The organism is Pseudoalteromonas prydzensis (assembly GCF_011050055.1).
Lineage (GTDB): Bacteria > Pseudomonadota > Gammaproteobacteria > Enterobacterales > Alteromonadaceae > Pseudoalteromonas > Pseudoalteromonas prydzensis_A.
Genome location: NZ_DRGM01000179.1, coordinates 1 through 13,730 on the forward strand (window position 1 = coordinate 1; position 13,730 = coordinate 13,730).

The window sequence follows — 13,730 nt, forward strand, 5'->3', positions numbered from 1 at the left end:
AGATCGTCGGCAGCGTCAGATGTGTATAAGAGACAGTCTCTGTTGCGCTCTAGCTGTGCTAAGAAAGTATCTGCAATTGGTTTAAACTTAGCAAGTTCGTCACGTGGTAACGGCTCTGACTTTGGTAACTGAACTGTTTTAGGATTACGATGCACGCCGTTAACCAAAAACTCATAGTGTAAGTGTGCACCGGTTACTCGGCCGGTGGCGCCTACCGTACCAATTTTTTGGCCCTGTTTAACTTTTTGGCCTGCTTTAACTGCACGTTTATTTAAGTGTAAGTACTTAGTGACGTACTGAGTGCCGTGGCTAATAAATACATAGTTACCGTTATACTTACTGTAACCTGATTTAATTACTTTACCATTACCCGATGCAACAACGGGCGTTCCTGTGCGCGCCGCGTAATCAATACCGTTATGTGGTTTTACGGTTTTAGTTACTGGGTGCAAGCGACGTGGGTTAAAGCTTGAGCTAATATACTTAAAGTTAACCGGAGCACGTAAAAATGCTTTTTTCATGCTGCGCCCTTCAGGTGTATAAAAGGTATCATCGCTGTGGCGTATTGCCGCATAACGTTGACCCTGATTTATAAACTCGGCGGCAATAATTTTACCCGTGCCAATAAATTCACCATCAACATAATGTGATTCGTAAATTAAGCCAAACTGATCGCCTTTACGAATATCGTTAGCAAAATCCACATCCCAACCAAAAATATCAGCAAAGTTCATTATTTGCCGTTCGGTTAAGCCTGCAGCAATACCTGAGGTCCAAAAGCTATTGGTTATTTCACCACCTGTGGATTTAGTGAGGGTTTCGATTTCTTTGCTATCGATTGATGTATCGTAGTTACCTTCGTCATTTAAGGTTACAAACAAGGTATCTGTTTTTGAGATCACATAACGTAACTGCGCTAAAGAGCCATCTTTAGCGGTGGCAAAACTAAGTATTTCACCAGGGTGAATTTTAGTTAGTTTTCGGGTTTCTGCATTGGTGTTAAGTAATTTATGAACGGTTTGCGCGTCAAAACCAGCGCGCTTGAAGATAAGTGCTAAATTGTCACCGTTCTTTACTTCAAAATCGACTAGATCATATTCTGGTAATTTTGCTGCGTCTTGTTGCGAATTTAATTCAGTTAATTTCTCAACGTCATCAACTTTAATTTGTAATTCGTAACGTTTGCCAATTTCTAGCGCATCTGCACTATTGTCTCTAGAGGCCGTTGCTTTTTCTGAAGGGATGAGTGTTAAAGCAGCAATCGCAGAAACTAAGCCTAGAATAAGCAATTTGTGTTTTTTTGGGAGTTTATGCACAACGCGAACCATAACGTGCCTTTTCCTGCTGTCAAGATAATTAATCACTAATATTGCAGGATATACTTAATAAAGCGTTAATACCAGTGTTTTGTAGATTTAAACTGGCGCTGATTTACGCTAGAATCACCAGATTGACTGAATTTTTTGGAGTAATACACAGTGGATTTACAAACCGCTCTAGCAGAGATAAAACGCGGTGCCGAAGAAATACTAATTGAAGACGAGCTAGTTGAGAAGCTAAAGTCTGGTAAAAAGCTAAAGATCAAGGCGGGTTTTGATCCAACTGCGCCAGATTTGCACTTAGGCCATACAGTGTTAATTAATAAAATGAAAACCTTCCAAGACTTAGGTCATGAAGTGATTTTCTTAATTGGTGATTTCACCGGTATGATAGGTGACCCAACGGGCAAAAATGTAACCCGTAAACCACTTACCCGTGATGATGTATTAGCTAACGCTGAAACATATAAAGAACAAGTATTTAAAATTCTTGATCCGGCTAAGACCACCGTTGCCTTTAATTCCACGTGGATGGAGAATTTAGGCGCTGCAGGTATGATCAAGTTAGCAGCACGACAAACTGTTGCTCGTATGCTAGAACGTGATGATTTTAAAAAGCGTTATGCTGGCGGGCAATCAATTGCGATTCATGAGTTTTTGTATCCATTAGTGCAAGGCTGGGACTCAGTGGCGCTTGAAGCTGATGTTGAGCTCGGTGGTACTGATCAACGTTTTAACCTATTAATGGGCCGTGAGCTGCAAAAAGACGAAGGACAAAAACCACAAACCGTATTAATGATGCCTTTATTAGAAGGTACAGACGGTGTGCAAAAAATGTCTAAGTCATTAGGTAACTACATTGGTATTACTGATGCACCGAACGATATGTTTGGCAAAATCATGTCTATTAGTGATGAGCTGATGTGGCGTTATTATGATTTGCTAAGTAGCTTATCAATTGACGAAATTGCTGCGCTGAAAGATAAAGTAGCACAAGGTACTAACCCGCGTGATATTAAAATCGATTTAGCAAAAGAAATGATTGCTCGTTTTCACAGCGATGCAGCGGCGACTGATGCGCATGAGGACTTTATTAAACGTTTTCAAAAAAATGCCTTACCTGATGATATCCCAGATATGACAGTAACGATTGATGAAGATACCGTATTTATTACTAACTTGCTTAAAGAAGCAGGGTTAGTGGCAAGTACTTCAGAAGCGATGCGAATGATCAAACAAGGCGCAGTTAAAATCAATGGCGAAGAAAAGGTCACTGATACTAAGCTTGAAATTGCAAAGGGCACGACGGCTATTTATCAAGTCGGTAAGCGTAAGTTTGCAAATATTACCTGTGCTTAATAGGTAAAGAATGAAAATTCAGTTAGATATTTAAGTAACAAAAACCAGCTTCGGCTGGTTTTTTACTATCTGTGGTCTACAACATTATTTTAATTATTTCTATGCCAAATATAACCAGCAACCAAAAGCCACGCGCTTGATTGAGCCGATTTATTAATACAGCAATATCATCAGCCTGTGGTAAACGCTCAGTACCAATACGCATTTTATCAAATCGAGTACCTTGGTATATCGCAGGGCCACCTAATTGCACACCAACAGAGGCGGAATAACAACTTAATAACCAGCCACTATTTGTTTGATAAAAGTGCCGTCCATAATGCTTGATATAATGAATGCTCAATTTACTGGCTTTACTTGCTGCAACAGTCAGCGCCAATATCCGCGTAGGGAACCATTCAAGAATATATAATAGCCAACTAAGTGATTTTAAAAATGGGCTATTAGGCAACATATCTTTGCGCCAAGCTTGGTGGATCAAAGTCAGTAAGCGATAAGCTAGTGCAGCCATAGGGCCAAAGAGTAGATAAAAGAAAATAACGCTAAAGTAATGACGGGCAACTCTTAAGATCAGCGTTTCCATAATGGCTTTGCAAATCCCAGGGCTGGATAATTTATCAACTTGGCGAGCAAGTAGCGGTTTTAATAACTCTCGGGCTGTAGACTTTTGATTTTGTTTAACGAGTCGTGCAATGCGCAGTGCTTTGCTTTCTACACTTCGCCATTCAAGGCTTAAATAAAGGATTAATCCGGCTAACAGTTCTGGGTAATAGGCAAATTCAAGCAGTAAAATCACTAAGGTCATGATCACTAAAATGACTAAACTGAAACACAGCGAAGAGGATAAATACTGGTAACTGGCAGGTTCACTCTTGCGAAAAACGCGTTTGCCAAGTGCTCTAAATACCGCAGTTAAAAATGTATTTGGGTGATACCAGCTTACCAAAGGCAAAAAGCGCTCAGCAAGGAGCGCTAATATAAATACAATAAAGTCCACATGTTGCTGAACTAAATTGGGTAACACCTTATAGCGTTACCGTTGTCAGCTTTTCTAGTAATGCGACCACCATTTTTGATGAATTAACTGAGGCGGTTTCTAGGTATTCTTCAAACGACTGTGGTGATTCTTTACCTGCAATATCAGACATTGAGCGGATCACTACAAACGGTGTCTCTAAAGTAAAGCAAGCTTGTGCAATAGCTGCGCCTTCCATTTCTACAGCTAACATAGTGGGAAAGTCAGCACGGGCTTTATCAATACGCACTGGGTCACACATAAATGAATCACCGGTACAAATTAAACCGACTAAGGTTTTAACATCGCCGATTTGGGCAATACTTTGTTCTGCGGCGTCAATTAATTTAGGGTGCGCGGCAAAACCAGCTGGCATTTGTGGCACCTGACCAATCTCATAACCAAATGCGGTTACATCAACATCGTGATGACGTACTTCTGATGAAATTACCACGTCGCCTACGCTCAGTGATGGATCAAAACCACCGGCAGAGCCTGTGTTGATCACGCAATCTGGCTGAAAATTATCAATCAATAAGGTGGTGGCAATACTCGAGGCTACTTTACCGATACCTGATTGCACTAAAGTCACTGTGTTACCAGCTAACTCACCGGTATAAAAAGTGAAACCAGCTTTAGTTAGAACTTGTGGATTTTGCATTGTTTCACGCAAAATTTTAACTTCTGGCTCCATAGCGCCAATAATACCAACATTCATAATTTTAAATTCCTCGAATTAGATGTTTAGATTATACGTGAAGTTAGCGATAAAAAACAAAAAATGCGAGCCTATAAAGCTCGCATTTTATCGCTTAAGAAAACTTATATTTCAGCTAAAGCTGTGGAATGGGCTTTTGCCTGCGAAGGTGACAGTACTGCCGGTTTTGTAACTCGGTTGCGGGTAGGGCGAATACTTGCCGTCGCAGGTTTACCAAGTTTAAACATAATCGCATCACGCACTTCTGATGGACGATAACCTGACTTCACTTTCATACGGATATGTGGGATGCCAGCAGCTTCTAATGCACCATTAACAAACCAATCACGTTGTGCTTTATGGCCATCTTTGTTGGCGTTATTAACTAAATCAACGGCTGCCACAATGGTCATTTTTTCTTTGTCGATTAATACATAATCAAGCTGTTTGTTTTTGGCTTTTGCGATTGCTGCGCGCTTCGCTTTGGGAGATAAACCTTTTTTACAATCAATGACATCGATTAACTTCACGCGGCTAACAATTTTATACTGGTCGCCTACAGCACGCTCTAAAAGATTAAGGAAAGAACTTTCAACTTGCGTAAAAACACTGCTTTTACGCGTGAATGGGTAAGGATTTCCGCCATCGTCGGTAAACTTTGACGCAACAACAGATGCCCCAACTACTAATACTAAAATTGATAATAAAGCGAATTCCATACGGTAACTCCACAACAACAAATTGACACTGTAATTTTAATAGCAATTTACGTGCCCAATTTTTGTGGAGTTACACTTTATTTAAGGCTGGTATCCGTCGTCAATTCCTTTAACGGCAATCGCCACGGCATCATGGGCATGCAGTGATTCATAATGGTTTATTTGCAACCAGTAATCAGCGTATTGAGCTTCTTCTAAGATGGCTTTGATTTTACGCGCCGCGTCTTCGCAGAACATTAAGTTCTGGCCATTTAAACGCGCAAATTCTTGCTCATCTTCGCGCTTAACCGCGGCTTGAACTGGGGTTTTCAGCTCATTTTCTAGTGTGTTGATCAAACTTAAAATATCAAATTCGCTGATATTACTATCAAGCTTAACTTTTACATTGGCGATAGAGCGTTGTGAGTGGGGAGTCGCAACAATGCCGTCAGTACTACCAAGCCAGTTGAGTACTTGTTCATGGTTTAGTGCTTGGCCATTAAACTGTTCAGCAAACGCTTGTTGAATAAGCTGACGTGCTAATGCAGCAGAGCAAGGGCAAGTCGATGAATAAGTTACATCAAGGCTTAATTCAAAACTCAGTACGCCGCGGTCAATTTTTGCCTCTATGGTTAAAGGGTAACTTTTCCAGCCCGCCTTACCACTTAAAAGCGACTTTCTGCGCAGCGGCAACTCAAATTTAAACTCTATTTTAGCTTGATCAGATAGCCCTTCATGGCTGGAAATAAAGCTGTCTAGCGCTTGGGCAATCGTTTGTGGGTTAACATGTTGCTCGGTTGATAAAGTATCAAGGGCTAAAAACAACCGTGACATATGAATGCCTTTGGCGTCTTCTTTATGTAGGTTTACAAAAGCACGGGCTTTAGCGTTGACATGAATAGGCGCAAGATCACGAGATTCGAATATAAAAGGCAGTTCAATATCAGCCATACCAACCCAGTCTAATTTACCTGTTTGTAAGGCGGGAGCCGTATCTGCTATATCGGGCATGTTGCTTTGCATGAAAAATCTCGTAATTGACAATTGTAAAGCGCGGTATTTTACACGAAATAATTCAAAAATACGTGGTAGATGAAAATTTTCTGTTTTCGTCGCGGAACATGAAAATAGTTAATGCAAAAATGCTAAAATTATAGCACTAGTGGTTTTTTTGTAGCTGTGTAGTCAGCTGATTTTTTATATACTTAAATGTATAGTTAAGAGACAGATTTATATATGATCGATTCCTCTTTGAGTCCGTGGGCTCGAATACTTTCTAGTTTAATTACTCGATTCGGTGAATTCAAAACCGCAACTATTTGTTATGCATTACTATTAGTGCTGGCATTAATATTATCATGTATGTTTTATTATGTAGCAGTAGGCGAGGTAACACTCGTTGATGTACTTGCCGTGATGTTTTTTACAGCCGTAGTCTCGCCTATAATTATCAGTGTGTTGATCAATTCAATACGTCAGCTAGATGCTTCCTACGCGTATTTGGACAGTGCCACCAAGCAAGAAAAGTTATTAAACCAAACATTAAAAGATAATATTAATCGCCTTAATGTTGAAATCGATGAACGTAAAATGGCCTTTCATGCCAAACATCGAGCAATTGAAGAACTCAGGCGAGAAATTGTCGAGCGTAAGAAAACCCAACAAGAACTTGCGCAACAAGGCATGTTACTGCGTTCAATTGTCGATTCATCACCTGATTTATTCTATTACCGCGATAATAATGGGGTGTTTGCCGGTTGTAATAAAATGTTTGAAGAAGTTATCGGTAAGCCAAGTAGTGAGTTAATCGGCAAAACTGCAGAGGAAATTTACCCAACGCAATACTTACCAGAAGTTTTATTAACTGATAACAAAGTCGAAAAAACTCACGCAGCATTAACGCTTGATGTTGAATACCCTGTGGGTAATGAAAACCGTTGGTTTGAAATGCGTAAACTGCCGTTTATTAATGATGACGGCGACTACATTGGTTTATTAGCGTTTGGTCGTGATATTACGAGTCGTAAAGAAGCAGCCCAAGCACTTGAAACGGCTTATAAAGATAAAGGGAAATTTATTGCCACCCTAAGCCATGAATTACGCACGCCACTTAATGGCATTGTTGGTTTAACCCGAATGCTGCTTGACACCGATCTTGATAAGCAGCAACGCAGCTGGTGTAACACGGTATTTTCAAGTGCCGAAACATTAGGCAATATATTTAACGATATTATCGACCTAGATAAAATTGACCGTGAACAACTTGATATCGTCACTGATTCTATCAATGTATCTGACTTTATAAATGATGTAGTTAACTTTGCCGGATTGATTGCTGAACAAAAAGGCTTAGAGTTTGAAATTAAACGCAAAGGTATGTTGGATATTTACGCACAATTAGATCCAACACGATTACGCCAAGTGGTATGGAATTTAATTAATAATGCCGTGAAATTTACCCAGCAAGGTAAAGTGCAATTAGCGTGTGCTCGAGAAAATCGAGCGGATGGTACATGGTTGGTTATGAAAGTCACCGACACCGGACAGGGCATTCCGCAACAGCAGTTGCATCGTATTTTTGATATGTATTATAAAGCTCCAGATTTAAACGGCACTAACGCGATTGGATCAGGCATTGGTTTAGCGGTGACTAAAGCGCTGGTCACTGCCATGCAAGGACAATTACATGTCAGCAGTACCGAAGGGGAAGGCAGTTGTTTTGTGGTGGAAATACCATTGTCGCTTTGTATTGCACCTGCTGAGCACAGTTACGTTGGCCGTAGTTTAAATATTTTACTGGTTGAAGATGTGCCGCTGAATGCTGAAATCGCCACTAACTTACTTGAACAACGTGGCCATGAAGTTATCTGGGCTGAAACAGGTGAAGATGCGCTGTCGTTTGTTGAAACTGAAGATGATCTTGATCTTGTGTTACTTGATATGCAACTACCCGATATAAATGGTGACGAAGTCGCTCGTCAGATCCGCGCCGATAGTCATTTCGACAAGTTACCTATTGTCGCACTGACGGCCAATGTGCGCAGCGCTGAAGAAGAGCTGCAAGGGATCTCAATCCAAGGCGCTTTAGCTAAGCCAATTAATACCACTAAGCTTGATAAAATGTTGGCAGAACTATTTGATATTAAACAGCAACAACAATGTGATGAGGCACGTTTGACGGTCAGTAAAGAAGCCAGTGCTAATATCAATATTGATTTATTGGATGTTGAAACCATAGAAGACTTTGTTAATTCTATGGGCATAGTCATATTTAAACGCAGTAGCAGTTTATTTGCAAAGCTCAATCCGCAGTATCAACAAGAGTTAGCAACGTCATTAGCAGTTGGTGACCGTGAAGAGTATAAGTCTGTTGCACATAAGCTTAAAGGCGCAGCAGGATCTGTTGGCTTAAATGATGTGCAATTACATGCTAAAAAGATGGAACACGGGGCGATAGATGAAAGTGACGAAGAATTACAAAGCTGGCTAACAATATTGGCAGATAAAATAAATGAAGGGCAACAGGCCCTTCATTTATTCTTACAACAGTTAGAACGTTAATGCTGCGGGTATTTGATAAAAAATATATTAACTATCAATTTTACCAATGAAACGATAACCTTCACCATGGATGGTGCTGATCAGCTCAGATGTGCTGTTATCACTTTCAAAATGCTTTCTGATACGACGGATCGTTACGTCAACTGTACGGTCATTTGCACGAAGTTCACGACCAGTCATATGCTTGATTAATTGCTCACGGCTAAAAATACGGCCCGGAGAGTCAAGCATTAAACGTAGCGCTCTGTATTCACCTTTAGGTAAGCGTTTAGCGTCACCATTTGGTGATGTTAAACAGCGGCTATTTTCGTCAAGTTCCCAGCCATTGAATGTGATCACACCATTTGTTTCAAGGCTTGATTCTTCACCGCCAAGAGCAGTACGAGAAAGCAAGTTACGAGCACGAATAGTTAATTCACGAGGATTGAACGGTTTAGTAATATAATCGTCCGCACCAATTTCAAGGCCTAAAATACGGTCTACATCATTATCACGACCGGTTAGGAAAATAAGTCCAACGTTACGCTTTTGACGTAATTCACGCGCTAAAATTAGCCCGTTTTTGCCTGGCAGGTTGATGTCCATAACTACAAGGTTCACATCATCATTATTTGTAAGCTTGTCATGCATGTCATCGCCATCAATGGCTTCAATAACTTTGTAACCTTCAGCTTCAAATAAACTAACGAGGTTTAGTCGAGTTACGTCTTCATCCTCTACAATCAGAATGACTGGCGTTTGCATTATTAATTAACCTTTTTCGGAATATTTTATTTACAATTAATTCGGTATTGTATTATAAAACCGAATACTAGTGATTATAGGAGTATATCCAATTGTTAACAAGTAAAATCAATTCGGATGAAATTTAGAAACAGCTAATAACCGAGATTGCACTTTAAAATTACTGCGCAACAACTGCTGTCTATTGATATACAGTCGGATTTTATTCCCTTCTTGGACCAAAGAAACAATGCCACCTTTTTCTAAAAAATTAATACTCTCACCAACTGTTAAGGTATTTAATGAAATGGTATCGATCCAAAGTGGAATTATATCATCTTCCATTGTTTCATCAATGTATGTGATATCACAAAAGCGAGAAAGTTCAGAAATTTGCTGATTTTTACCAATTAATACAGTTTCAATCGGTATATTGTTAATTTCAAGGCTCGAATTATTCTTTAGTAACTCACCAACGCCATGTTCAATGTTATAAAAACAAAAATTCACGGCCTGATTATTGTTAACTTGAGGGAACTCGATGAACTTTGCAATCTGAAATAAAAATGCTGACTTAACTTGCTCTGGTGATTTAGCCTGTAAAAATGCGGGAAAAACGATCATCAGAGTTAAAAACAAACCGCTTAGTTTCATATTTCATTTGCCTCAGTCAACGGCAAGGTAATAATAAAACGGGTTCCTTTTGAGCTTTGATCATCAAAATAAACACTGCCGCCTAAGGCTTGTGTGACTAAATTGTAAACTAAATGCATACCTAAGCCACTGCCTCCTTCGCCACGTTTAGTGGTAACAAAGGGATCAAAAATACGTTTCTTAATACTTTTATCAACGCCAATACCATTATCATAGTAGTTAATGAGCAGACTACTCTCGTTACGTTCAACAGTGATTTCGATTTCATTATTTTGATTATCTCGAAAGCCATGAATTACAGAATTACTCAATAATTGCTGTAGGACTTGTTGTAGCGGACCTACTTTAGTTTCGAACATCAATTGCGATGAACAGTGAATAACGACTTTGGGAGCTTTTTCTAGTAAATCAGTGCGCATAGAAAGCATTACATTGCTGATCAGATCATGCATATTAACCAGCGAATTGAGCTCACCATCTTGGTTAACGGCTACTTTTTTAAAGCTGGAAACCAGCTCAGCTGCGCGATTTAAATTTCGATAGATAAGGTCTAAATTTTCTATGCCATTATCGATAAAGCGTTTCAATTGACTTGAGGTTAAGGTTTTTTGCTCGAACCCTTGGCTTATTTCTGCCAGTTTATCTCGCAGTAGGGTAGAGCCAGTGATCCCCAAACCAATTGGGGTATTTACCTCATGGGCAACACCGGCAACCATTTGCCCTAAAGAGGCCATTTTTTCACTTTCAACAATTTGGTTTTGGTATTGATGCATTCGTTCCAGAGTCGTTAGTAACTCTTGATTGGCCTCCCTGAGCGCGATGGTACGTTGATTTACTTTTTCTTCTAAGCTTTGGTTTAGCTGTTTAATTTCTTGCTTATCATTTTTATGTCGTTCGATTTGGTTTTGAGTACGAGTTAGCATGATGTTTAAGCTATTCGAAAGCATATTTATTTCGGTGATATTTGTTTTTGCGGCTCGGGCGTTGTAATTATGATTTTTCGAGACATCTTGCAGTAATCTACTTAATTGGTCGATTGGATCGGCAATGCGTTTTTGAATGCGCCTTGCCACAAAGTAAACCAGTACTAAAACGAATAACGTTAAAAGAATATCGATGAGAATTTTTTTGTTTATATAGTCGTTAAGGCGCTCTAAGCCACCACGAATATACACATACCCTTTAATATTGCCTTCGTACATGATTGGCTTGATTAATTCTATAGAGTCTTCTGTGATCTTAGGCTGCTTTAGTTGTTCAATGCTATCAACTCGAAGTGGTACTGGTGGCGTTTTTCGTGCATTGAAACTAGTAAAAAATACCGCTTTATTTGATATTTCATCGATTGTGTAGATATGTATATTTTTAATAAGTGGAATTTTTTCAAAAGATTTAAGGCGTTGCTCTTCGGTTTTTCTATCATCAAACAGTACACTTACTTGTGCATTAAAGGCGATAATTTCAGCCAAGATATTGAGCTTGTTGACGATCAATAGTTTTTGTTCTTTGACATCAAGATAAGTAGATATAGAAATAGATAATGATAAACACAAGGCTGTAACAAGCATAACTGCGCTGATCAGAGCTTTACGAATACTTGTTTGCGATGTTGATTTAGGCATTATTGTGATGAAGGCCGAATTATATAATTTTGATAGAATTACCGTAAGTCTAGCAAAGACCTATCAAAGTAACTAAAAAATATCCTAAGTTTGTTGAAAAGCTGCCTATTTTATTTTTTGGCAGCTTTATTGAAGTGTTACAGTATCGAAGTGGGGTCGCAGTTAGCTGCTATATACCGAAAACTTATTGGTTTTATGAACTGTTTGGTAAGTGCCAAACTGGGCCTCTAAAATAGGTGGGTATTTTAAGAAACAGTTTGCAACAATCGTTAATTTACCTTGTTTGGTTAAGTGCTGTTTAGCGCCACTTAAAAATTGTTCTGCCACAGTATAATCAGTAGCAATACCAGTATGAAACGGTGGATTTGAAATAATGAGTTCAAACTTGCCAGTTACATTTGCTAATCCATCACTTAGTAAAGCGCTACCGTTTACACCGTTAAGCGCTAATGTTTGTTCGGTTGCATAAGCGGCAAGGGCACTTACATCTGTACAGGTAAAGCTCAGTACTGGATTTTTCAAGCCTAAGAAGGTTGCAATTAAGCCTGCGCCACAGCCAAAATCGAGTACCTTCCCCGATTTAATTGTTGGTGCATTTTCAAGTAGTATTTTAGTACCGCCATCAAGTTCACCATGGTTAAATACCCCTGGTATGCTAATCGCGTTAAAACTTATGCCTGCCACATCTACATTAAATTGTTTGTGGTAACGAGTGATCACAAACTCAGCTAAGCTAGCTATTTCTGTAAATAAATACAAAGCACAATGGCGGGCACTGTCAATTTTATTACTGTATTCGCAGTGACTACTAAATTGCTTTTCAATTGATTTTACGCCGCTTTTATTTTCACCGACCACCAATAATTCTGCATCTGGATTAATAACTGCACGGATATTATCTAGCGTCATTAGCGCTTCAGGCTTGGCTTTAGGATAATAATAGATAACTAAATCAAAATGTTTTGCAGTTATTTCGTGGCTTACGCAAACATCAATACCTTTGATGTTTTTTGCAAATTCACCATTAGCATGGTTGTAGCTAAAAGCGCTAATTTTGCTGTTTGGATTTAGCTGTTGCAACTGTGACAAAAAGCCATCTTGGACAAAATTAACCACCAAAATAGAGTCTGCCTTGAGGTTTTCGCTATTACGAAGTAACAGTGAACTAGGGTTGGTTAATGCGCTCATAAATGGCTTTGCCTTTGATTAATTAATTTAATTAGCTAATGCGTTCAAACATTAAATCCCAAACACCATGACCTAAACGGTGGCCACGTTGCTCAAACTTCGTCAATGGACGTAAAGCTGGACGTGGTACATAGTCATTTGTTTGTGATTGGTTTGTAAAGTGTTGTGCAGTTTGCATCACTTCAAGCATGTGCTCTGCGTAGTTTTCCCAATCAGTGGCCATATGGAATACACCACCAATTTTTAATTTACTACGTAGGCTTTCAACAAACGCAGCTTGTACAATACGACGCTTATGGTGACGTTTTTTATGCCATGGATCAGGGAAGAATAATTGCACTGTGGTAATGCTACCCTCGGCAATACAATCAGCAAATACTTCAACCGCATCATGTTCAAAAATACGTAAGTTGCTAATACCCGCTTCGTCGGCATCCATTAAACAGGCACCAACACCTGGGCGGTGAACTTCAATACCGATAAAGTTAAGATGTGGAGCATTCTTAGCCATTTCGACTAATGATTTACCCATACCAAAACCAATTTCTAAAACAACGTCGTTGTCATTGCCAAATACTTGCGCTAAATCAAGCATGCCATTTTGGTGCTCAAGGCCCATGGTTGGCCAGCATTTTTCAATTGCAGCAGCTTGTCCTTTGGTTAAACGACCTTCGCGTTTAACAAAGCTGCGAATTGTACGAATATATTTACCTTCTTGCTTTGCTTGCTCAAGGTTATCGTTACTTGAATCACTCATATATTTTGGCCTGATGAAAACAACATGTCTTAAAATGGTGGCGTATTATCCCTGACCAAGGGCTTGATCACAAGTACTTGACCTTTTTATTAACTGCAATAGACTGAGCGCCATCAAGGGTCGAGTATAAAAAGTAG

12 protein-coding genes are annotated in these 13,730 nt (G+C 39.4%); 2 read left to right on the forward strand and 10 right to left on the reverse strand.

The window, feature by feature from the left end:
• On the reverse strand, window positions 1-1,328 hold a 1,328-nt coding region (locus ENH88_RS17760; RefSeq protein WP_304184277.1), incomplete at its 3' end, for a peptidoglycan DD-metalloendopeptidase family protein.
• A 150-nt stretch (window positions 1,329-1,478) separates the two neighbouring features.
• Here ENH88_RS17760 and tyrS point away from each other — a divergent pair.
• Window positions 1,479-2,678: a tyrosine--tRNA ligase gene (gene tyrS / locus ENH88_RS17765; protein WP_304184279.1), complete on the forward strand. Its 1,200-nt coding sequence runs from the start codon at window positions 1,479-1,481 to the stop codon at window positions 2,676-2,678.
• Between the two features lie 76 nt (window positions 2,679-2,754).
• Here the strand turns inward: tyrS and ENH88_RS17770 are convergent, their stop codons facing one another.
• The 4 genes from ENH88_RS17770 to folE2 all read right to left on the reverse strand — a co-directional run bounded on the left by ENH88_RS17770 (window position 2,755) and on the right by folE2 (window position 6,111).
• On the reverse strand, window positions 2,755-3,702 hold the full coding sequence (locus ENH88_RS17770) for a cobalamin biosynthesis protein CobD/CbiB (protein ID WP_304184281.1): 948 nt from the start codon (window positions 3,700-3,702) through the stop codon (window positions 2,755-2,757).
• A gap of 1 nt (window position 3,703) precedes the next feature.
• Window positions 3,704-4,411, reverse strand: a complete 708-nt coding sequence (gene mtnN, locus ENH88_RS17775; protein ID WP_304184282.1) for a 5'-methylthioadenosine/S-adenosylhomocysteine nucleosidase — start codon at window positions 4,409-4,411, stop codon at window positions 3,704-3,706.
• Window positions 4,412-4,515: 104 nt separating this feature from the next.
• Window positions 4,516-5,109: a DUF2726 domain-containing protein gene (locus tag ENH88_RS17780; RefSeq protein ID WP_304184283.1), complete on the reverse strand. Its 594-nt coding sequence runs from the start codon at window positions 5,107-5,109 to the stop codon at window positions 4,516-4,518.
• Between the two features lie 81 nt (window positions 5,110-5,190).
• A complete protein-coding gene (folE2, locus tag ENH88_RS17785; protein WP_304184284.1) occupies window positions 5,191-6,111 on the reverse strand; it encodes a GTP cyclohydrolase FolE2 in 921 nt (306 codons plus the stop codon).
• A gap of 213 nt (window positions 6,112-6,324) precedes the next feature.
• Between folE2 and arcB the strand changes: the two genes are divergently transcribed.
• On the forward strand, window positions 6,325-8,649 hold the full coding sequence (gene arcB / locus ENH88_RS17790; RefSeq protein ID WP_304184286.1) for an aerobic respiration two-component sensor histidine kinase ArcB: 2,325 nt from the start codon (window positions 6,325-6,327) through the stop codon (window positions 8,647-8,649).
• Window positions 8,650-8,676: 27 nt separating this feature from the next.
• Here the strand turns inward: arcB and arcA are convergent, their stop codons facing one another.
• The 5 genes from arcA to trmB all read right to left on the reverse strand — a co-directional run bounded on the left by arcA (window position 8,677) and on the right by trmB (window position 13,593).
• Window positions 8,677-9,393 carry a two-component system response regulator ArcA gene (gene arcA / locus ENH88_RS17795; protein ID WP_016709833.1) on the reverse strand — a complete coding sequence of 239 codons (717 nt, stop codon included), beginning with the start codon at window positions 9,391-9,393 and terminating at the stop codon, window positions 8,677-8,679.
• 108 nt (window positions 9,394-9,501) lie between these two features.
• Window positions 9,502-10,026 carry a YfiR family protein gene (locus tag ENH88_RS17800; RefSeq protein WP_304184289.1) on the reverse strand — a complete coding sequence of 175 codons (525 nt, stop codon included), beginning with the start codon at window positions 10,024-10,026 and terminating at the stop codon, window positions 9,502-9,504.
• Window positions 10,023-11,648, reverse strand: a complete 1,626-nt coding sequence (locus ENH88_RS17805; protein WP_304184292.1) for a sensor histidine kinase — start codon at window positions 11,646-11,648, stop codon at window positions 10,023-10,025. The genes ENH88_RS17800 and ENH88_RS17805 overlap by 4 nt, the downstream gene beginning before the upstream one ends.
• A 162-nt stretch (window positions 11,649-11,810) precedes the next feature.
• Window positions 11,811-12,836, reverse strand: coding sequence for a 16S rRNA (guanine(1207)-N(2))-methyltransferase RsmC (rsmC, locus tag ENH88_RS17810; protein WP_304184293.1), 1,026 nt, complete (start codon window positions 12,834-12,836; stop codon window positions 11,811-11,813).
• A 31-nt stretch (window positions 12,837-12,867) separates the two neighbouring features.
• Complete coding sequence (trmB, locus tag ENH88_RS17815) at window positions 12,868-13,593, reverse strand: tRNA (guanosine(46)-N7)-methyltransferase TrmB (protein WP_304184296.1); 726 nt, start codon at window positions 13,591-13,593, stop codon at window positions 12,868-12,870.
• Between the last annotated feature and the right edge of the window lie 137 nt (window positions 13,594-13,730).